General features: G+C 56.1%; 20 protein-coding genes and 2 pseudogenes. 7 read left to right on the top strand and 15 right to left on the bottom strand.

Annotation, left to right across the window (positions count from 1 at the left end):
- Together ACTH3S_RS13235 and ACTH3S_RS13230 are read right to left on the bottom strand one after the other, a co-directional pair.
- On the bottom strand, nt 1-518 hold a 518-nt coding region (locus tag ACTH3S_RS13235; RefSeq protein WP_441809477.1), incomplete at its 3' end, for a cysteine hydrolase family protein.
- A 43-nt stretch (nt 519-561) separates the two neighbouring features.
- Complete coding sequence (locus ACTH3S_RS13230) at nt 562-1,440, bottom strand: MBL fold metallo-hydrolase (RefSeq protein WP_441809476.1); 879 nt, start codon at nt 1,438-1,440, stop codon at nt 562-564.
- Between the two features lie 145 nt (nt 1,441-1,585).
- Between ACTH3S_RS13230 and ACTH3S_RS13225 the strand changes: the two genes are divergently transcribed.
- Nucleotides 1,586-2,539, top strand: a complete 954-nt coding sequence (locus ACTH3S_RS13225; RefSeq protein ID WP_441809475.1) for a GlxA family transcriptional regulator — start codon at nt 1,586-1,588, stop codon at nt 2,537-2,539.
- An 81-nt stretch (nt 2,540-2,620) separates the two neighbouring features.
- On the opposite strand, the gene ACTH3S_RS13220 is transcribed toward ACTH3S_RS13225, so the two are convergent.
- Nucleotides 2,621-3,508, bottom strand: coding sequence for a DMT family transporter (locus ACTH3S_RS13220; protein ID WP_441809474.1), 888 nt, complete (start codon nt 3,506-3,508; stop codon nt 2,621-2,623).
- A 164-nt stretch (nt 3,509-3,672) separates the two neighbouring features.
- Nucleotides 3,673-4,299, bottom strand: coding sequence for a LysE family translocator (locus ACTH3S_RS13215; protein ID WP_441809473.1), 627 nt, complete (start codon nt 4,297-4,299; stop codon nt 3,673-3,675).
- A gap of 131 nt (nt 4,300-4,430) precedes the next feature.
- Between ACTH3S_RS13215 and ACTH3S_RS13210 the strand changes: the two genes are divergently transcribed.
- Nucleotides 4,431-4,913 carry an Lrp/AsnC family transcriptional regulator gene (locus ACTH3S_RS13210; protein ID WP_309045948.1) on the top strand — a complete coding sequence of 161 codons (483 nt, stop codon included), beginning with the start codon at nt 4,431-4,433 and terminating at the stop codon, nt 4,911-4,913.
- Nucleotides 4,914-5,047: 134 nt separating this feature from the next.
- Here ACTH3S_RS13210 and ACTH3S_RS13205 read toward each other — a convergent pair whose 3' ends face one another.
- Nucleotides 5,048-5,728, bottom strand: coding sequence for a LysE family translocator (locus ACTH3S_RS13205; protein WP_441809472.1), 681 nt, complete (start codon nt 5,726-5,728; stop codon nt 5,048-5,050).
- 457 nt (nt 5,729-6,185) lie between these two features.
- On the opposite strand from ACTH3S_RS13205, the gene ACTH3S_RS13200 reads away from it, so the two are divergent.
- On the top strand, nt 6,186-6,500 hold the full coding sequence (locus ACTH3S_RS13200; RefSeq protein ID WP_441809471.1) for a VOC family protein: 315 nt from the start codon (nt 6,186-6,188) through the stop codon (nt 6,498-6,500).
- Between the two features lie 39 nt (nt 6,501-6,539).
- A pseudogene (locus tag ACTH3S_RS13195) lies at nt 6,540-6,659 on the top strand (NAD-dependent epimerase/dehydratase family protein); the annotation flags it as partial.
- 63 nt (nt 6,660-6,722) lie between these two features.
- Here the strand turns inward: ACTH3S_RS13195 and ACTH3S_RS13190 are convergent.
- Complete coding sequence (locus tag ACTH3S_RS13190) at nt 6,723-7,349, bottom strand: LysE family translocator (RefSeq protein ID WP_441809470.1); 627 nt, start codon at nt 7,347-7,349, stop codon at nt 6,723-6,725.
- Nucleotides 7,350-7,379: 30 nt separating this feature from the next.
- Entirely contained in the window at nt 7,380-8,288 is a 909-nt protein-coding gene (locus ACTH3S_RS13185; protein ID WP_441809469.1) for a dihydrodipicolinate synthase family protein, read from the bottom strand.
- Between the two features lie 106 nt (nt 8,289-8,394).
- On the opposite strand from ACTH3S_RS13185, the gene ptsJ reads away from it, so the two are divergent.
- Nucleotides 8,395-9,699 carry a MocR-like B6 salvage transcription factor PtsJ gene (gene ptsJ / locus ACTH3S_RS13180; RefSeq protein ID WP_441809468.1) on the top strand — a complete coding sequence of 435 codons (1,305 nt, stop codon included), beginning with the start codon at nt 8,395-8,397 and terminating at the stop codon, nt 9,697-9,699.
- Nucleotides 9,700-9,779: 80 nt separating this feature from the next.
- Here the strand turns inward: ptsJ and ACTH3S_RS13175 are convergent, their stop codons facing one another.
- The 3 genes from ACTH3S_RS13175 to ACTH3S_RS13165 form a co-directional block, all read right to left on the bottom strand.
- The gene (locus tag ACTH3S_RS13175) at nt 9,780-10,097 is read right to left on the bottom strand and encodes a DMT family transporter (RefSeq protein ID WP_441809467.1); all 318 of its coding nucleotides are present in this window, start codon (nt 10,095-10,097) and stop codon (nt 9,780-9,782) included.
- Between the two features lie 234 nt (nt 10,098-10,331).
- Nucleotides 10,332-10,859, bottom strand: coding sequence for a YgjV family protein (locus ACTH3S_RS13170; protein ID WP_441809466.1), 528 nt, complete (start codon nt 10,857-10,859; stop codon nt 10,332-10,334).
- Between the two features lie 43 nt (nt 10,860-10,902).
- Nucleotides 10,903-11,322, bottom strand: a complete 420-nt coding sequence (locus tag ACTH3S_RS13165; protein WP_441809465.1) for a LysE family translocator — start codon at nt 11,320-11,322, stop codon at nt 10,903-10,905.
- A 209-nt stretch (nt 11,323-11,531) separates the two neighbouring features.
- Here ACTH3S_RS13165 and ACTH3S_RS13160 point away from each other — a divergent pair, with 209 nt between their 5' ends.
- A complete protein-coding gene (locus ACTH3S_RS13160) occupies nt 11,532-11,840 on the top strand; it encodes a helix-turn-helix domain-containing protein (RefSeq protein WP_441809464.1) in 309 nt (102 codons plus the stop codon).
- Nucleotides 11,841-11,973: 133 nt separating this feature from the next.
- Here ACTH3S_RS13160 and ACTH3S_RS13155 read toward each other — a convergent pair whose 3' ends face one another.
- The 5 genes and pseudogenes from ACTH3S_RS13155 to ACTH3S_RS13135 form a co-directional block, all read right to left on the bottom strand.
- On the bottom strand, nt 11,974-13,392 hold the full coding sequence (locus ACTH3S_RS13155) for an efflux transporter outer membrane subunit (RefSeq protein ID WP_441809463.1): 1,419 nt from the start codon (nt 13,390-13,392) through the stop codon (nt 11,974-11,976).
- An 11-nt stretch (nt 13,393-13,403) separates the two neighbouring features.
- Nucleotides 13,404-15,338: a MacB family efflux pump subunit gene (locus tag ACTH3S_RS13150; RefSeq protein WP_441809462.1), complete on the bottom strand. Its 1,935-nt coding sequence runs from the start codon at nt 15,336-15,338 to the stop codon at nt 13,404-13,406.
- Between the two features lie 2 nt (nt 15,339-15,340).
- Nucleotides 15,341-15,766 carry a hypothetical protein gene (locus tag ACTH3S_RS13145; protein WP_441809461.1) on the bottom strand — a complete coding sequence of 142 codons (426 nt, stop codon included), beginning with the start codon at nt 15,764-15,766 and terminating at the stop codon, nt 15,341-15,343.
- A gap of 29 nt (nt 15,767-15,795) precedes the next feature.
- Nucleotides 15,796-16,569, bottom strand: a pseudogene (locus ACTH3S_RS13140) (FIST N-terminal domain-containing protein); the annotation flags it as partial.
- A 235-nt stretch (nt 16,570-16,804) separates the two neighbouring features.
- The gene (locus ACTH3S_RS13135) at nt 16,805-17,902 is read right to left on the bottom strand and encodes a porin (protein ID WP_441809460.1); all 1,098 of its coding nucleotides are present in this window, start codon (nt 17,900-17,902) and stop codon (nt 16,805-16,807) included.
- A 288-nt stretch (nt 17,903-18,190) separates the two neighbouring features.
- On the opposite strand from ACTH3S_RS13135, the gene ACTH3S_RS13130 reads away from it, so the two are divergent.
- Entirely contained in the window at nt 18,191-20,311 is a 2,121-nt protein-coding gene (locus ACTH3S_RS13130; RefSeq protein WP_441809459.1) for a 4Fe-4S binding protein, read from the top strand.
- The last annotated feature ends 227 nt before the right edge of the window (nt 20,312-20,538 follow it).

Raw genomic sequence — 20,538 nt, 5'->3', positions numbered from 1 at the left:
ACACTCGCATAGGCAAACCCAAGAGCCGCCATAGCCGTGGCATGAACCTGTGCCGCAGGCACGGTCACACCGTTGAACTCCAAGTCCATCGTGGCGCAGGCATCTTCCAGCACAGTGACCTTATAGCCAAAGTCTGAAGCGGCGCGGCTGGTGGCCTCGATGCACATGTGGCTCATGGCACCGATCACCACCACTTCCTCAATATCGTTGGAATCCAGCAGCTCTTTCAGGTTGGTTTTCAGGAATGAGTTGGGGTAGTTCTTGAGAATAACCGGCTCATCGCCTTCCGGTGCCACGGATTCGTGGATGTTCACGCCGTCTGAGCCAGGTGTGAACACAGGCGCATTCGGATCCGGGAACTCGTGGTGAACATGCACCAGCAGGTCTTTGTTCTGACGCGCTGCGTCGATCACCTGTGCCGCCTTGGCGGCTGCCTGCTCAATATTCACCAGTGGCAGTTTGCCAGAGGCAAAATACTCATTCTGGATATCGACAACAATAACGGCTCGTTTACTCATTAGACGGTTCCTCATTTGGTCATTTATTTCAGGTGTGTTCTGGTCAGAAAGAAAGACTCTCACCATCCGCCGGAATCAAAACCTGCTCATCAATTCCCTCGCTCTGAACGAACTCCGCCAATTCCTCGCGGCTCAGGGTCATATGGTTCACGGCGTCCATGTGCACGGCGACAATGTCCGCATCTGGCAAAGCGCGGTGAACGCGCAGGGTATCTTCTTTGCCCATGATGATCGGGTCGCCCTCAAAGCCGGTAAACTCCGCAGCGCCGGCATTCAGTACAACAACATCCGGCTGGAAGCGCTCCAGCGACAGCACCACCTCATCACGCCACACGGTATCGCCGACCACGTACGTGGTTTCTCGCCCCTCGGCCTCAAAAACCACGCCCATTACTTCACCGAGCGCCTTGGCCAGTTCGGGAATGGCATAGAGGGTATCGGAGCCGTGCTGCCCGCCGGTTTTGTGGAGTGTCACGCCGCCAAACTCCGCTTGGCCATCGAGGATACGTACATCCTGGAAGCCTTGTGAACGGATCATCTCGGCATCCGCCGCGTTCTGCACAAACAGGGGAAGCTCTTTCGGCAACAGCTTCTGGGCGGCATCGTCCCAGTGGTCCAGGTGGGTGTGGGTCACAATCACCGCATCGGTACCCTCAATCACCTCCTCTGCCGCCATGGGCAAGCCAACCAGAGGGTTCCGCAGCTCACTACGGTACGTGTTCGGAAAGCCCGGATAAGCACCCTGCTCCGCCAGCATGGGGTCGATCAGAAAGGTAGTCTCTCCGTATGTGACTTTGATGGTGGCATTACGGATTTGCTGTATCTGGTGGCTGGATGCCTGAGTGCCAGTTTCGGCGAAAGCAGCGCCGGCAAAAACAGTCGATGCCAGCACCAGAGCGCCAGCGAAGGTTTTAATCAACATGATATTGATCCTCCAATAGGGTGTTCGTTGATGGAATAAAGTCTACGGAGATCTGATCACCAGCAATATTGACCTGAAAGACAATGATCGAAAGAATTGGGCCAAGTAGTTATCATAGGGTTAAATGAACCTCAGGAGTGACATCGTGGCACTACCCAGAGTCGGCCTTATCCTTCATCCGCAATTCAGCCCCTTCCACTTTTCCGTTCCTTACATGGTGTTCAGCATTGCCCTGCCTGAGGGCCCGTTGTTTGAGTTGCTGATTATTACCCCGGAAGGAAAATCCCTAGAGTCCGAGCGCGCCATGACCGTGCAGCCGGATGGCGGGCTGGAACTATTGGATGCGGTTGATATTGCATTGGTACCCGGCTGGCATGATCTGAACGAACCACCACCCCCTGAGTTGTCTGAAGCCCTTTTCCGCTGCCATGAGCGCGGCGCTCATGTGGTGGGCCTTTGCTACGGCACCTACGCGCTGGCCTATGCGGGGTTGCTGGATAACAAACGGGCCTCAACCCACTGGTTGGCTGAGCAGGATTTTCTCAAGCGATTTCCGAAAGTAAATCTGGATACCAACGCCCTCTATGTGGAAGACGACCGGCTGGTTACCTCCGCTGGCACGGCAGCTGGGCTCGATTGCTGCCTGTTTCTGGTGCGGGAGTATTACGGTGCCAAGACCGCCAATACCCTTGCCCGCCTTATGGTGGTTCCGCCGCACCGGGAAGGCGGCCAGGCCCAGTTCATCGAACAGCCGGTCGCGATTTCCACCCAGGATGCCCACATCAACCGGCTACTGGATTACCTGCGGGAACATCTGGCCGACACCCACAGCATCGATGAGCTGGCTGCCCGCACCGCCATGAGCCGGCGCACTTTCACGCGCCATTTTCAGAAGGCCACCGGCATGACGGTGATGGAGTGGTTGGTCGGTGAGCGGCTGCGGCAAGGACGTGAGCTGCTGGAAAGCACATCACTTTCAGTGGAAGCCATCGCGGAAAGAATCGGCTTCCACACGGCTACGTCCTTCCGGCAACATTTCAAGCAGCGTCACCATGTAAGTCCTCGGGTTTGGCGCAAAACGTTTGGTGAGAATGCCTGACATTCCGAGTGTTCGGGAATGTCACTGCGGTGATGACGTTAACCCAGTCTGCCAAACTCAAGAGGCATGACCCCTGATCCGTTAAGCATCTCGCGGTTGCAGGCGCTTGAAATCAAGTTCTGCTACTACTAGCGCGATCAAGATCAACCCCCCGCCAGCCATGGTCCGAAGACTGAGAGGCTCCCCGAGCATGATCATGCCGGCGAGGGCTGCGAAAATAGGCTCGCAAAGATAGGTTAATGCAACTTTCTCTTCTTCAAGATACCTTTGAGCGGAGCCTTGTATGCCATACATGTAAGCGGTACCAAGCAGGCCCGCAAACAAAATCCCCTCCCAAAAGTGCGTATCTGAAGGCATCCACACTGCTTGCTTATCGAACAGTGCCGCGAGACCACTGCCGAGACTGCATACCGTCATCGCAATTGTCACTGTCAGCATTGCGTCACATCGATGTGAAAAATACCCTACAGCCATAACATAGCAAGCAAAGAACACTGCACAGGCCATCGTCCATAGATCGCCAACATTCAGGTGTAAACCGTATTGCGCGACTATCAAATAAAGCCCGAAAAGTGCAATTGAGCAGGAAACCCATATGCGGTTTTGCACTGGCTTTCGGAATAGGCCCCACTTGAATAGCGGAATCAGAAGAACATCCAGGCCGGTGATAAATGCGGTGTTGGTGACACTGGTGTGTTGTAGCCCAATAGTCTGAAACACGTTCCCTAAGAGCAACGGAAGTCCAATCAAAGCGCCGGCGACAATGGTTTTCCGGTTCAGGCGGTTGAATCTTTTCGCGAACAGTACTGAGAGGACTATTGCTGCCAGGGCAAATTTATAGGCCAGGAAGACATAAGGTGAGCCGTCTGCCACACCGACTTTGACGAAAGAGAACGACACTCCCCAGAAGGCCGTTCCAAGTATGAGTAACAGGAGGAATACGTGAGACTTTTGCATGTTTCTAACCATTTGTTGGAATTACAAAATGGTTAGAGTATGCGGGGTCCGCAAAAAGGCCCGGTGTCGCTCCCAATTTCTTCTCTAACGTTAGAGCGGACCAGTACAGATGCCTTAAGCTGGCACAAGTATACACTTCCCAATGCAGGGTGTGATAGCCAGAAGCTTACACTGCATCAACCCAGCGCAACCTTCAGCCCGATGCCTGTCAGCAGACAGCCAAAGAGGTTGTTCTGGACTCTGTGGTATCGGGCGTTGCCGCTGGTAGCTGCCGAGAGTGCCCGCCCCAGAACTGCGTAGGTAAAATCAAAGATCAGTCCGGTCAGCACCAGAATTAGTGCCAGTATGGCGAACTGTCCCGCAATGCCTGAGCGTTCCGGGTGGATGAACTGCGGAAGCAGTACAGAGCAGAAGATCAGGGATTTGGGGTTGAGCAGGTTAGTTGCCAGCCCTCTTTGGAAATCAGCCAGATATCCCACGGATGGCAGATTACCTGCCGCTGACTGGGGTTGATCAGGGAGAGAATGACCTGTCCGGAAGAATTGCCAACCCAGGTAGAGCAGATAAGCCGCGCCCAGTAATCGTACCGTGTGGTAGGTCCAGGGATGAGTCGCAAACAGAGTCGCAAGCCCCACCGCCGCCAGCAGAACATGGCAGCCCCGGGCAATGGCAAGGCCCACAGCGACGGCCATGGCGTTTCTGGGGCCACTGCTCACGGAGGTACCAAGTACCAGGAGCATGTCCGGTCCTGGCGTAAGGTAAATCGCAACGAGCGCAGTCAGGAACAGTAGAAGGTCAGCCACGGGTCATGTCTCTTGCCGTTATTAAAGCCTTGATTATACCGTCCGTTGCTTAGCGGATGGTTGCGCTTTCAGCCACAAAAGAATATAAAATTGGTGCTATTCGCTAATTTTATTCTTATATGGAGATTCTTATGCCAATCCATAAGTTAGACCGATTTGATCGAAAGCTTCTGGAGGCACTGCAGACGGATGGCCGCGCGCCCAACACGGATCTGGCCGAGGGAATAGACCTGTCCCCGTCGCCTTGCTCACGGAGGGTGCGGCTGCTTGAAGAGTCCGGGGTGATCAAGGGCTACAGCGCAATCCTGGATCAGGAAAAAGTGGGTTTGGGGCTAACCGTATTCGTTGGCATCAAAGTGGAGCGTCATCAGGAAAAGGAAGCCGAGGCTTTTTGCGAGGCGGTAAGTGTCATGCCGGAAGTGGTGATGGCTCACCTGGTGTCCGGGGAGTCGGATTTCCTGTTGCAGGTTGTGGTGCCCGATCTTCGCGCCTACAAGGAGTTTTTGAGCAATACGCTGCTCAAGTTACCTGGAGTTCGGGACATTCGAAGCAACTTTGCGATCCAGACCGTCAAACCCCAATCGCCACTTCCGCTGATTCATTTGCCGGGGTAAACCGGCCACCAGACATCGATTATCTTCAGATACGGAATACCCGTGATCATTACCGGAGGGAACAACAGCGGCCCGGTTCTATGCCACGACACACTCAGTTTTTCAAAAAATAGCGAAAGCTTCCCCCAGTTCGGTCACGCCCACGGTGCCGGCCACCTGTTGATTGACAAAAACCCAGAAACAGCTTCGCGTGCCAAAATAAGGGCCATCAGAATAATTAAGCCTCCTCCGATACGGTTTACTATTCTGACACTGTCTGCGTTGGAAAAAAGGCGGGAGCTTAAGCTGTGAGCAACTACAACCCACACGCTATCGATCGCAATACCCAATAGGATAGGTATCATCGAGTACATGATCAGGACGTTCGTGGGGCTCGCAAGATTGCCACTGAGGAAGCTTGGAACTATGGTTCCGAACATGATCAATGCCTTGGGGTTGGTGATACCCACTATCACTCCCGCAGTGAGCGGTGACTTTCTCTTTGCTGGCTGGTCAGTTGCAGCCGGACTCGCCGCTTTTGAGGCTACAAGATACCCGATGCCGATAAGCAGCAAGGCGACCGCACCCAGCATTCTGATAGCAGGCAAAGCAAAATCGGATTTCAGTATAAGAGGGCCAAGTCCAAAAGAAAGAAGTATCGCAACGCTTAACATGCCAATTGCATTGCCGATCACGCCACGCAACGCATGACTTCTGCCCTTCATTATAACTTGCCCGATAAAAAGCATGATGCTTGGGCCAGGTACAGCAATGAGTATCGAGCTGGTAATAATTAGCCCCAGCAGCCCACTGACGGATACCCCAATATCTTGCATATAAACATTACCTTCGATATGCGTGTTGCGGGCATTAATACCATATTCTCAGCGACTTATTGAAAATATTTCTTGTACATTCTGGCCCGTGGCATCAGGCTTGAGCTTACGAAATAAAGTTTCATACTTGGCTTGGAGCCTCCAGGAATCCCGATACGGCTCAGATTGCTGTCGCGATCACGCCGGGGAGTATTTTTTAGGCCGAATCGACAACCTGTCCAAGAGATTCGATCAGAGCATGAACCAGGATCATTGACTCACAATCGTTCGTTGCCGTATTGAAGGCACAGCCGATTTCTCGATGGAACGTGTCTTGCTCCAACCCAACGACTCGGACGTTCTTAGACCTTCTGCTCAAAGCGATTGTTCTGGGAACCATCGCGACGCCCAGGTCGAGTTCCACGAGTTCGGTGATGGCATCGAGTTCGTCATCGGCTGATCACCAGGAGACACGCTCATGGCACTTTCCCCATTTCATCTGGCTATTCCCGTCCACGAGCATCCGAAAACGGCCTCGCAGGAGAAAGCGCATACCAACGCGGTGGACGGCCATGACGTGCCAGTGCCGCACTTCGGTATTGTACTGGAGTGGGCCCAATGGGAGGCGCTGGCCGACCGTCTGCATGATCGCGACACGCAGTTCGTAATCGAGCCCCATATCCGCTTCAAGGGTGAGCCGGGCGAGCAGGCGACGATGTTCCTGTACGACCCCTGTGGCAACGCGCTGGAATTCAAGGCTTTTGCCGACATGGGCCAGCTTTTCGCCAAGTAGGCTGATCCGTTGATTGCCCTCAACTACCAGGAGAGCCTTATGAGTCAGGTATTCATCATCGGCGCCGCCGGCCAGATTGGAACGCGCCTCGTTCCTCGACTGCGCACCGCCGGGCACACTGTCTGCGGCATGCACCGTGGCGCTGAACAGGCTAACACTATCCAGTCGGCAGGGTTCAACGATGCCAGAGCATCTGGGATAACGGGTTGTCAAAATCAAACGCTATCGCTCTTGCAGAGCCAGGTGCACCCCCAGAGCACAGAAGATGCTGCCGACGACCTTGTTCTGCCACCTTTCTACCATGGAGCTGCGCTTCAAGAAGGCCCCTACTCGGCCGGCGGCACAAGCATAGGCAATGGTCACTGCGGCACCGATCACCACAAAAAGCAGCCCCAGGATACCAAGCTGCAACGAGACACCACCCGCCTTCGGTTGTACAAACTGTGGTAGGAAGGCCAGGAAGAACATGGCCGACTTGGGATTCAAGGCTTCGCAGAACACCCCCTGTCTGAAGGCCACCCTGGGCGTCACTTGCCTCTCGGCGGGCAGCTCCAAAGAAGGGGTGGGACCCAGAATAGCTTTCACCCCAAGGTAGATCAGATAAGCCGCGCCAATGTACTTCATGATGGTGAAAGCGACGGCGGACGCCATCAAAATGGCGGAAACGCCAAGTACGGCCAAGGCAGTGTGCAGGAGGTCACCAGTCGCGACCCCCAGACTGGTAGCGACCCCAGACCGGGTTCCCGAGCTGGCGGAGCGTGCAAGGGTAAGTAATATGGCAGGGCCAGGCAGCGCCGAAAAGCCGGCGACTATAACCGCGTAAGTCATTAAAGCAGATGCATCAAACATTTTTGTACCACCTCCTGAAGTGATATTTGGCTAGCTGGCCTGTGCCAGACTGCTGTCCAGCTCGTCAAGCAGCACGGCAAGCTGTTGTCGGCTGGTTCCTTCCAGTGCCTTGAGCGGCAGCGGCAGGGAGGGATGTTCGACTAGCCCCCGCAGCTCCGCAGCGGTCGCGACGACACGCAGGCTACCACCGTGCTGGCCGAAAAGTGACCACAGCGGTTGCAGCCGTTCGGATAGACCCATGGCTTCCTGGGTATCGCCAGCCTGGGCGGCGCGGGTGATGGCCAGCGCTGTCTTAGGGAATAGGCCTCCGATCACTGAATACCAAGCCTCGCAACCTGCGCTCAGCCCCGTTGCAGCGAAGGCATCACCGCTGACGCCGAGCGTCACGTGTGGTGGGATCAGGGCGCGTAGACGCTCGACATGCGCCTTGGCTGCTTCGGGGTCCGCCGGCACACCGGGAATCTTGATGGAACGCACGTTGGGAAGCTGAGCGATCCGGCCATACAGTTCTTCGCTGAACTCAAAATGTGTTGTGCCAGGGTTGTCGTATACACAAAGCGGAACGGATAGGGAGTGGGCCACGGTCTCATAGAGATCGAAGACTTCGTCGGTGGATAGTTTCTGGTACGACACTGGGGGCAGAAGCACCGCGCTCGCACCTGCTTTCTGCGCGTCTTCGGCCAGGGCTAATACCTCACGCGTGCGCAGAGCGCCGATGCCGACGATCACTGGCACGTTGCCAGCATGCTTCACGGCCAGTTGCGCGACACGCGCACGTTCGGCTCGCGTAAGATACGCATAGTTGCCGGTTGATCCCAGGGCACTGATGGAATCAACGCTGGCATCAGCCAGACGCTCGGTCAGTCGGACAAACGCCGCTTCGTCGACGCCGCTCTCGTTCATGGGGGTCAAGGGAAATGCGCTGAGGCCAGAAAACATGGTGGATTGTCCTTGTGTCGATATAAGTGAAAAGGCCGCTCTGTTTCTTTCGTTAGGTGTACGGTAACATTGTCATAGACTAAATATACATTGTCATAGGACAATAATGAAGATCAACGGTAAGACTTCTCTGGAAATTTCCAACTGTATCCGTGCAATGGTGCAGAAAGGCGACCTGCTGCCCAACGACTCACTGCCGCCTGTGCGTGAGCTGGCAGCAAGACTCGATGTGAACCGTAATACGGTCGCGGCGGCCTACCAGCGCCTGACAAAAGCGGGTATCGCCATCACCCAGGGACGCCTGGGCACGACCATCTGCGCGCCGCCCCAGGCAGGCGAGCAGGAGGGATTAAGTCCCGAAACAGCATTGGTCGATCTCGCCCACGGAAACCCCAATCCGCAATTGTTACCCGAGCTGAAGGGACTCTTGGCCGAATACTTGCCTAAGCCGTTTCTGTATGGTGAGGACACGATACTTCCCGACCTACGCCAATGGGGCCTTGATTGGTTTAAGCCGGATTGCCCGCCCAATCACGAGCTGGAGCTGACGCATGGCGCTGTTGACGCCATCGAACGCCTGGCGGTAGCGCATCTGGTGCCCGGCGACCCAGTGGCCGTGGAAGACCCCTGCTTCCTGGGCACCATCAATGCATTTCGCTTGGCCGGCATGCAGACGGTGGGCGTTGAAATCGACGACGCGGGAATGCGCCCCGAGTCATTGGAGGCAGCCCTGGACAAGGGCGTGCGGGCGGTGCTGATCACGCCGCGCGCTCACAACCCGACCGGATGCAGCCTGTCCAAGCGTCGCGCGGACGCATTGAAGCGGATTCTCGCGGCGCATCCGACTGTGCTGATCATCGTCGATGACCACTTTGCCCTGTTGGCCGAGACGCCGTATCACTCCATCATCACGGCCACAACGGCCCGCTGGGCGCTGATACGCTCTGCCTCCAAAGGCTTGGGGCCGGACCTGCGCCTGGCCTTCGTGGCCTGCGATCCGGCAACGGCGGATCGACTGCGGACCCGACTGGCGCCTGGCATGACCTGGGTCAGCCACATTCTCCAAGCGCTCGTGGGCGCCTGCCTGGCGTCCAAGGATGTGCGCAAGCGACTCGACAACGCGCGCGGCGAGTACGCACGCCGCCGCGACGAGTTGAGTACGGCCTTGCAGGCCCAGGGAATCGAAGTGTCGCCTGCCACGGGTGGTTTCAATGTCTGGGTGCCGCTGCCCCGGGACGCGAAGGAGGTGGCCTATGCCCTCGCCAAGAAAGGCTGGCTGGTTCGATTGGGCAGCGCGTTCGAGGTCCAGAGCCCGGCTCAGGCGATTCGGGTCACCGTATCCAAGCTTCAGGACGGCCAGGCACAACGCTTTGCTGAGGATCTGAAATCGAGCCTTGCATGTCGGCCATGAGGCCTGGAAGGCAGGCAGGGCCGATCAGCACTGGCTGGTACTTCTCGCAGGCAATGGGTCCTTTGTTAATAACCTCTGCTTCAGGCGCTTGATAGCTTCATCAACACCAATCCTGAAACAATGAGGATCGCAGCGATGATTCTCGCTGCGTTGACCGGCTCAGCCAAAAAAGTAATTCCAACAAGAAAAGCGCCTACAGCTCCTATACCAGTCCAGATCGTGTAGGCGGTTCCGAGCGGAATCGTTCGCATGGCGACGGCTAACAGCCAGAAGCTGGTCACCATTACAGAAACCGTGATGAGTGATGGTATGAGCCGACTGAAGCCATGAGATTGCTTCATTGTGTAAGCCCACACAATTTCAAGGACACCGGCAACGAGAAGATAGAGCCAAGGCATGACCCCTCCGAAATCTAACAGGGCCAGGTCGTCCTGGTCATTACTGCCCAAGAGGGGGGAGGTCGTCCTCCTTTGGAAAGGGCCATGCTAGTCCGCGAGGGACAGTTGATCAACCATATTTCCCGTTGAGAAAATGAATTTTTGGTTAACCGTTAAAGGAAGAGGTCAGCCAGGTATTCCGGATATCCAAGAAAGGCAGAACCGCTGGGATGGAGTAATGCATTCAGACAAGTGCTAATCGATGAATTCTGGATAGCGCTGTTTAGCTCGGTAGAGGCGATAAATGGTAATTGCATTGGTGAAAAGCACGAGGGCTTCGGCCAGTGTCCCACCTACTGAGCCTACCAGGAGATGACTGAGCATCCATGCGACTGCCGCAAGCCCCAGAGAGACACGCATCGGGATACCCCGGAGCAGAAACATGCCCATCGTACCCAGTACCATCGCCACGATGGCGGGGAGATCTGCCCAGCTCTGCCAGGTGAGCACGGAAGCTGCACCACTTGCCGCCAATATGATTGCCATTGCCGCTTTACTGCCCGGATAGCGGCGTGCGAGTGCAATGCGAGCGATCACCAGCAATGACAACGCAGCGGCAGTCCAGCTCTCAAGAAACATGAACTGTAAAACGAAGGCAACATTGGCGGAGAGCAGCAGCATCAATAGCCGATCGTCCTGCTTGCTGGAAAAGGCCCAGATGCAGAGTGCCAGCGATACCAGACCAAAAAACTGACCGGCTACAGTGCTATAGCTTTCCATCATGAAATAGCATACTCCTTGGAAGAACGACTCACGCGCCTCCCAATCAGGCCTCACGGTTGGCAATCGCCACTATTACTCCCAAGGTCATCATGGTGGCCCCTGACAGCCGGGACAGGAGGCGCTCCCTGGCTGCCTTGGCAGCCCCCGACCCGACGATTCGGCTCGCGGCAAAAATAGCAACCAGGTCCACCGTACTGTTCAGCAAGACACATATACTCCCGAGCAGGATAAACTGAGGGGCCATAGCCTGCTGCGCTGATACGAACTGGGGAATAAAAGCCAGAAAGAACATGGCAGTCTTCACGTTCAGCGTCTCAACTATGACGCCATCCCTAAATGCCTTGGCAGGACCGGCTCGCCTCACGGCAAATGGTGCTGAAGCCTCCCCACTGGACAAGATCATCTTGACACCCAGATAGACCAGATAAGCTGCCCCGAGGTACTTCACGACCATGAAAGCCATCGCCGACTGTGCATACTTGATACTGATCGCCTTGTATAGATCAACGACGGGATCAATGCTCGGCAGGCATGGGACAGGGCCTCGGATGCTATACCCGTGTTAGCGCACGAAATCCCGGTGCGATGCGGGATATCCCTGAATCAATTGACGGCAAGACGGAATACATTGGAGAATCTTTCAGTGACCAATTAATGCCACATTAGTGACCAATGACCAATAAAGTCAATATATCGACCGATCCGGGCGCCGATGCGGAGTCCATCAGCCAGGCCGTCGCCAGCAAGCTCAACGCGTATAGAAAAGAGCAAAAGCTTTCCCTCGACGAGCTATCCCGACGTGCGGGCATCAGCAAGGGAATGCTGGTCGGGATGGAAAAAGGGCTCGCCAATCCCAGTATCGCCATCGCCTGCGACCCCAACAGCCTCCCCTGCGACGGCATTGGCGTCGCAACTATTGCATTGCCTTATCAGCAGAGAAGTTGGCAGAGCAGGACTTTCTCAAGCGGTTTCCGCAGATGAACCTGGATTCCAAAGCCCTCCATATGGAAGGCGACCGGCTGTAAACCCGCATAGGGTGTCCGGACCAGCTACTTTATGACGCATAACAAGACGTATCTTGCTGCCGAGTCATAGAGCGTACTCGCGAAGCACTCTACTTGTTTCCAGCAGGGTAACTCCACCCACCCCCCAGCGCCTTATACAGATCCACCGTTGCCACCAGCCGGGCCAGCCTCAGTTGCACCAGTTGGTCACGGGTCTGGAACAGGGTGCGTTGGGCGTCCAGCAGGGTCAGCAGTTCGTCGCTGCCTTCCCGGTAACGCAGCTCGGTCAGTTCCAGAGTGCGGGCCGCGCGTTCGTTGACGGTTTGCTGCAGCTCTTCCCGGTGTTGGCTGGTCTGCACGCGGTCCAGGGCGCCGTCGGTTTCCTGCAGCGCGGTAAGGATGGCGCTGCGGTAGTTTTCCACCAGTTCCAGCCGCTGGGATTCGCTGATCGCCTGTTGGGCGTCAAGGCGCCCGCCGTCAAACAGGGTCTGGGCCAGCGACAGGGTCCAGCCGGCGGTTTCCACCGGGTTTGCCAGGGTCAGCAAGTCTGCGCTGCTGGCACCGGCACTGAGCCCAAGGGAGACGGACGGCAGAAAGGCGGTGCGGGCCTGCTCCACATTGGCATCCGCTGCCTGCAGCCTGGCCTCTTCCCTGGCCAGATCTGGCCGCCGGGTTAGCAGGTCGGACGGCACACCGACATCAGCGGAAGGCAGCATTATGGCCAGCAGTGTCTTGCCAGTGGTATCCGTATTGAATCCCAGGGGCGAGGCACCCACCAGAACCGCCAGCGCAGATCGGGTTTGCCGGTACTGCAACTGAAGCGGCACCAGGCTGGCTCTCTGGTTCAGCACTTCCGTCTGCTGGCGCAACAGTTCCGCCCGGCTGGCGGCGCCGTTGCGGTATCGGGCATCCACGATCTGCTCGGTGCGCTCGGCAATGCCCAGGTTTTCCCGGGCCACCCGCAGTTGCTCTTCCAGTGCCAGCAGTTGGAACCAGGAGGTGGCTACGCTGCTGGCGAGAGTCAGGCGGACGGTGTCGTAATCGAACGCCGTCGTCCGGAACGAGGCTTCCGCTTCCTCCCGACTGGCCGCAAGGTTGCCCCAGACATCCAGCTCGTAACTGGCGTTCAGGGTGGCAGAGGTGGATTCGCTTCGCCGGGATGTACCCTCTCCATCGGTCACCCGGGCACCCGTGCCGCCGCTCAGGTTCAATGATGGTAACAGGCTACTACCGGCGATGCGGGCCTGCTGTTCTGCCTGAAACACCCGCTCGGCCATGGCGGCCAGGTCCGGGCTCTGGTCGAAAGCCTGCCGAATGAGCCGGTCCAGCTCCGCCGAACCAAAGGCCTGCCACCAGAGTGAATCCGGTGGCACGGTGTTTTCGGTGGCGACTTCCGGGGCGTTCCAGGTTTGCCCCATCGCCAGCTTGGGCCGATCGATCGGGGACGTCGTGGCGCAGCCGGCGAGTGCTCCAACCGCCATTGCCAGAAGAAGCGCGCGGAACACAGTCTGTCTCGTATCAATAGCCATTCAATAACACCTTATTCCGTTGCCAACGCTGCTACCGGGTCCAGCCGCGCCGCCTTGCGCGCCGGCAGGAAACCGAACAACAGGCCCGTACTAAACGCACATCCGAACGCCAGCAATACCGGTAACAGTGAATAGCTTACCGGTGTTCCAAAATGGGCCACCACGGCTGCCGCGCCCAGCCCCAGCCCGACGCCAATCAATCCTCCCAGAGCCGAAACCGCCAGGGCTTCCAGCAGGAACTGCTGCATGATATGCCGGGCACGGGCGCCGGTGGCCATGCGAATACCAATCTCCCGGGTTCGCTCAGTTACGCTCACCAGCATGATGTTCATCACGCCGATCCCACCCACCAACAGGGAGATGGCAGCCACCGAGCCCAGCAGCCAGGTAAAGGTATCCTGGGTCTCGGAGACGGTGTCGATCAGCGAAGCCATATTGCGAATCTGGAAATCTTCCACCCCGTGGCGCTGCAGCAACAACTGGTGCACCTGGGCCTGGACTTCATCCATCAGCGAGGTGTCGTCCACCGCAATGGTGACGTTGCGCAGGTGACGCTGGCCGAAGATCCGCATGCTGCCGGTGGTGTAGGGCACCAGTACCACGTCGTCCTGGTCCTGCCCCATGGGCGAGGCGCCGCGTTCGCTCATTACGCCGATCACCTGGAACAGTACATTGTTCATCAAGATGTAGCGCCCTACCGGGTCATTCTGGCCAAACAGCGCTTCGGACGCGGTCTTGCCCAGCACCGCTACTGGCGCGTATTCCCCCTCATCCGCTTCACTAAAGAAACTGCCCTGCGCCACCGGCCATTGGCGTGCCACCGGGAACTGCCAGGAGGTGGCATTCACCTCTGCCTGGTGGTCTGCGTTGTCGTATCTCAGCGTCTGGCTGCCAGTCAGTTCCGGAATCGCGGCGGTGATATTGGGCAGGGTGTTGATGGCGTGGACATCCTCCGGCACCAGGGTGGCGATGTTCCAGCCCCCCCGCCGCTGCCCCGGAGCTCCGGGGCGAACCAGCAGCAGGTTGCTGCCCATGGCACTGATTCGCTCCACCACCGATTCCCGAGCACCGTCGCCTATGGCCAGCATGGTGATCACCGAGGCTACGCCAATCACGATGCCCAGCAGAGTCAGGGCAGTGCGGAACAGGTTGCCCGTCATCGACCGGATGGCGGTGTGGGCACCCTGGTAGAGCTCCCTGGCGACGGAAGGTCGGTGTGCCAGGGGTTGCCGTTGCAATGGCGTATCCGGAAACGACGCTGCAGTACCCGGGTCACTGATGATCTGGCCATCGGCGATCTGGATCTGGCGGTGGGCATGCTCCGCCACGTTGCTGTCATGGGTGATCAGGATGACGGTATAGCCTTCCGCGGACAGCTCTTTCAGCAGCGCCATAACCTCCCGGCCGCTGTGGCTGTCGAGGGCGCCCGTCGGCTCGTCCGCCAGGATAATCTCGCCACCGTTCATCAATGCCCGGGCAATGGACACCCGCTGCTGCTGGCCACCGGACAGCTGGCCAGGCTTGTGGCCCATGCGCTCATCCAGCCCCAGCCGCTGCAACAGTGTCGCGGCCCTGGCCTGACGGTCCCGGGCCTTGAGGCTGGCATAACTGGCGGGCATCTCCACGTTTTCACAGGCGGAAATACCGGGCAGCAGGTTGTAACTCTGGAATACAAAACCGAAGGATTCCCGACGCAAACGGGCCAGGCCATCGCTGTCCAGGGTAGACACGTCCCGCCCATCAAAGCAGTACTCGCCGGTAGACGGCCGGTCCAGGCAGCCAAGGATGTTCATCAGGGTAGATTTGCCGGAACCCGATGCCCCCATAATGGCCACGAATTCGCCGCGATGAATGCTGAGGTTGATGCCCCTCAGCACGGGCACCGACACTTCGCCGTTATAGTAGGTGCGGGTGATGTCCCGCAGTTCAATCAATGGGTGGGGCATGCCTACATCCTCATACCAAGCATGCGGCGCGGGCCATTGTCACTGTTTGTGCTGCCAGCACCGCGCGGGCTGCTCACAACCCGGTCGCCCTCTTTCAGGCCATCCACAATCTCCGCCTGTACCCGGTTGGTGACGCCGACGGTTACTCCCCTCTGTTCCGGCTGCCCGTTGCTGCCCAGCACCTGAACGGTGGCACCCGAGCCCCGCCCGCTCAGGGCCGTCACCGGCACCAGCAAAGCCCCTCGGGCTTCGGCGTTCACGAAGAACACCTGGGCTGTCATTTGCGTCATCAGCCGGCCCTCGGGGTTGGGCACCTCAAACACCGCGTTGTAGAGCACCACGTTGTTCTCCACCACAGGGGTCGGTTCCAGCCGGTCCAACCGGCTCTCCCAGCGTCGTTGCTGGCTGCCCAGGGTGGTAAAGTACACCGGCATGTCGGGCGTCAGCTTGCCGGCAATGCGAACACCGTGCTGTCCAGTTCATCAGCCGCAACACCAACAGCACGGGCATAGGCATCAGCCGCCGGTTCTGCATTCAGTTCATAAACTGTTCGACTGTCAGAACAGGCATTAGTGACAACCAGCTTCTCATCGCCTCCCATCATGTGATGGCATGAAAATACACGGAAATCCAATGGGGTGTTCACCAACAGAACGGTTGCCGCGCCAGCGTAGAAACGCCCGTTGTAAAATACATGAGTGTTTGTCAGGCGCTCGTCATCGCCCGCTGACCCACCAAACTGCGGAATACTGCCCAGCGCGGCATTCAATGTTGAAAGCACGAGTTCTTCACGACTGGAAAGACCGTCCAGTAGCGTGATCGCAAAGGTGTTGCCTTTAATGGGTGCCAGTCGTGCATTGCGACAATTGTTTAACAGGCGATCAATCAAGCTTTGAGCGTCATGCAGTGAAAACTGATCCATTTCACGAATCAGAGCACATTCAATCGAAAAGAAACGTCTGTCGAAGCCGATAGCGGTGATACTACCCCGGTCATAGCCCCGGGTTGTTATCTCTCCGGCCGAGGTACAACCCGAAAGACGCACATTCGGAAATGCTTGCTCAAGAGCCGGGCCCAAAGATGCAAGGTCGTACTCTGCAGAACAGAAAAACAGAACACTGCCGAGATAGGAATGATTGAGTTCACTGGCAAGTTTCTTCGCCGCCAGGACCGGATCACGAAGGCAAGTGCTGGCGACCTGGGCGGGAGGCAAGTCCGTTACTGATGACATGGAGAGCACTTCCGCAGAACGAGAACGTTCCGCCCATTGTACAGCCTCGGCGCAACCCGCCAATGCGACTTGAGTGCTCTTTACAGGTGCGCCGAAATGATCGTAAGTCATTGATCAGACTACCCCGGTATCAGTACCCGATGTTACTACACAAGAAAAACCGGCACTTTAGTCCTAGGCCATAAAGTCGGGCGGACGGCTGGATACCCATCAAACCGTCCGCCGCAAGTACCGATCAGAAGGTAACGATTGCGCCGAGCGCAATTGTATCGATGTCAGAACTGGTTACGTCAGTTGTCCGATTCTTCCCTTCAAACATGTTGTACTCTGCTACAAGTTTGAAATGGCTGTTCACATCATGAAAGAAACCAATCGTTGTGCTTTCCGTTTCAAGATTCAGAATCTCGGCGTCGGTCTCACCGTAAGACAAGACCAGACGGTTGGGCCCAAAGGTGTAGGAGCCCTGAACGAGATAACCGTCAGCATCGTCTTCTGTTACTGGACCATTGGAAATCAACACCGGATTGTCACCCTTTGAGGTAAATCCCGACGCGGCCAGAGTCAGCCCCTCCAATTTGGCTTTGATGCCGTAGCCAACACCTGTACTGTCGATTGTAGTGCCGGCATTTTCCGCCGACTGATAGCGGCCGTTGACCCAACCGGTCAACCCCAATCCGTTCACATCGGTGCTGTAGGTTATTTCCGACTCAAACCGCGGAGCTGAGTTCTCGTCGTTTGCACCGGTCACTGTGTCCGCTGGGTCAAGTACACCAACCGCAATATTGAAACCAGACATCTCCGGAGCACGATAGGTTATCTGAGCGGATGGCGTCGGATACGCATAGCCGGCGCCAATGTTGCCGAAAGATACGCCCCCGGGCGCGCCCGGCGAACCGAAGCCCATCAGAATTTCATCGAGGAATATATTGGAGCGCGCATAAAGGCCAAAATCTTTACCAATCAACACTTGCCCGAAGCTACCATCAACGGTTGCGTAGAACTGGCGTACATCAATTGAGGTGTCGGTCGGTGAGTCCAGACTGTCATTGATCGAGGTCCAGAACGAAGAGCGCCCTCCCAGAGTCAGGTCACCCATTTCTTTGCTGAAATTAAAGCCAATCGTGTTTGGCAGAAAGCCCATCTTGATACGGGAATCCTGCGTGTCAGCCAAATCGTTGTCTCGATTAACATAGAAAGCGTTGAAGTATCCATCGACTGAAAATGTTGTGCCATCTTCGTTATACAGCTCTACCGCGGCGTTTGCCCCAGTACTGGCACCCATTGCAGCTGCCATTGCCACTACCAGTCCAGATCTTCTGATTTTGTTATTCATATTTCCCCCGGAACATTAAAGACATTATGGGTATGGCCCCTGTTGCAGGTGCCACAAGCGTGATCTTTCGCTTGAATTCCATAATCGGCTAATACAGAAACCCGAGATATCGGCCGAGGGAGTCGGTTTTATGGTTACTTGGAAGGTATTGGAAACAGCACTTTGGGATTAAGACGTAAAATAAGGCCAACCATAAAGTAGCAGGTGACCGGTTCGGAGGTCGCATTGAGTCCGCATACAAACCCCATAGCATGAGAGCTCCTACAAAAAAAATATCAGGGGTAATCCATGGCCGGGCGCGCAATGCTCGTTTTTATCTGCATCTTTATGTTTCTCCCAGGCGCCCGGGCGGAACTTTCCGAGCAGAAGACAGCCCTCATTCAACAACTCTTTCCATCAGCAACGGTTATTGAGGACAAACTCTCCGATTTTCCTGTCTATCCGGTGTACCAGCTCCAGGAGCTGTTGGGCTATGCTTACGAATCAGTGGACCTTAGCCCGCTTCAGGGTTTTGCCGGCAAGCCCATCAGTATGTTGATAGGGCTGGACACACACGGCCGATTTACCGGGGTAAAAGTGCTGCACCATCACGAGCCGGTATTTCTGCACGGGTTGGGTGAGGCGCCACTTTTTGAGTTCGTTGATCAGTATGAGGGCAGATCACTGCGCAAACAGATCATCATCAACACCTCTAATACAGGAAGCTCCGGGCGATCGGCTGACAATGGTGACACCGTGTATTTTGACGGCGTCAGCAAAGCCACGGTTTCGGTTTTGATCATTAACGACACCGTACTTTCGTCGGCTTTGCAGGTAGCGCGCAGAAAACTTGAAGGCTTCGCACAGGCCGCACCAACAAAAGCAAAGACCGATTTTTTTCAGCCTCTGACATGGCAACAATTGCTCGAACGCGGCTACATAGGGCAATGGGAACTGAGCCATGAGGAAATTGAATCTGAGCTGGGAAGACCCTTGGCAGACTATCCCCGGGATTTTGGTGATACCAGTGATGGGCCTTTCACTCAACTCTTCTTTGGCTATATTAACTCTCCCATGGTGGGTCGAAACCTGTTGGGAGACGATGCTTATAACACGCTGAAAGAGAGACTGGACCCGGATGTCCAGGTAATGATCGTTATGTCCAGGGGGGACTACCCCCACGTATCCGAGAATTTCACCCCCGGCAGCAATCCTCAGCGCCTGAGCCTCAAACAGAACGGGTTGGCCGTAGAAATGCGTGATTTAAACATATCCGCCGAGGACCTGAACTTACAGGCGACCAATATGCCGGACCTGGTCGCACATAACTTCTTTCGCGTTGGTGGGAGCGCTGGCTTTAGCCCCGGCACAGAGGCCATGATGGATATCAACATCGAACTTTCCCGCAACCATTTGGTAAAAGACCGGGTCGTAATGGAAGTGCCTGTCCGCTTCAATGAGGACCTCTTTGAAACGGTAGATGTGTCGTCATTAGAGATGAATGAGCGCGAGCCCGTCTGGGTGGGCCTTTGGAAACAGCGCTGGTGGCAGATCGCTATTGTTTTAACCGCGCTTACTGTGTTGACGGTATTCTTTGCACGCCAGAAGACATTCAGCCAATACCCGAAACTGGTTCACCGATTCCGTTGGGGCTTTCTGTTTTTCACTCTGTTTTTTATCGGATTTTTTGCTCAGGGACAGCTGTCGGTAGTCAATATTTACACGCTTCTCATCGCAATATGGGATGGCTTCTCACTGAATGTCTTTATGCTTGACCCGATTATTTTTATTTTATGGATATACACGTTTATCAGCCTATTCGTGTGGGGTCGCGGCCTGTTTTGTGGCTGGCTGTGCCCGTTTGGTGCTTTGCAGGAAATGGCGGCCTGGCTGGGTGAAAAGCTTGGCCTGCGCCAGATTAAAGTGCCGGAACACTGGCATCGCCGCCTGATTCTTATTAAATACCCCATTCTGATCGGTCTGGTGGGCACGGCTTTCTATTCCCTGACACTGGCGGAAAAACTGGTCGAGGTGGAGCCCTTCAAAACCAGCATCACTCTGTTTTTCGTGCGCCATTGGCCATTCGTTGTTTATGCAGTCGGCCTACTGGTAATCGGAATGTTCATTCACAAATTCTATTGCCGCTACCTGTGTCCGCTGGGTGCCGGATTAGCAATTATCGGTCGACTGAGACTCTTCAGTTGGCTGGATCGAGTGGACTTGTGCGGCAGCCCTTGCCAGCACTGCAAGAATGCTTGCGGCATTAATGCCATCCGTAAAGACGGTGAAATTGACTACGACGAATGCATCCAGTGCCTGGAGTGCGTGGTCATACTGAACGACGAAACTCAATGCGTTGACAAGCGCCTACAGAATAAAAAACGGCAGCGACAGGCAAACATATTGGCCACAGATGCCAGCCTGCCCTGACAGGCACTCGTGCATCCGCATGGCCGCAGGGAGCAGATAGTCCTCCGCTCGGCGCTAGCCAGCTTTCTGCCTCTTTGAATACTTCAAGCTTTTCTATGACTCAAAACGCAAAAAAGGCAGACCAGTAAGTTACTGATCTGCCTTTCTCTTATATGGTAGCGGGGGCTGGATTCGAACCAACGACCTTCGGGTTATGAGCCCGACGAGCTACCAGACTGCTCCACCCC

The sequence above is a fragment of the Marinobacter sp. genome, assembly GCF_052094685.1.
In the GTDB taxonomy this organism is placed as follows: Bacteria; Pseudomonadota; Gammaproteobacteria; order Pseudomonadales; family Oleiphilaceae; genus Marinobacter.
Note: the sequence above shows the minus strand (reverse complement) of the source record. Positions and strands in the feature narration are given on the sequence as shown.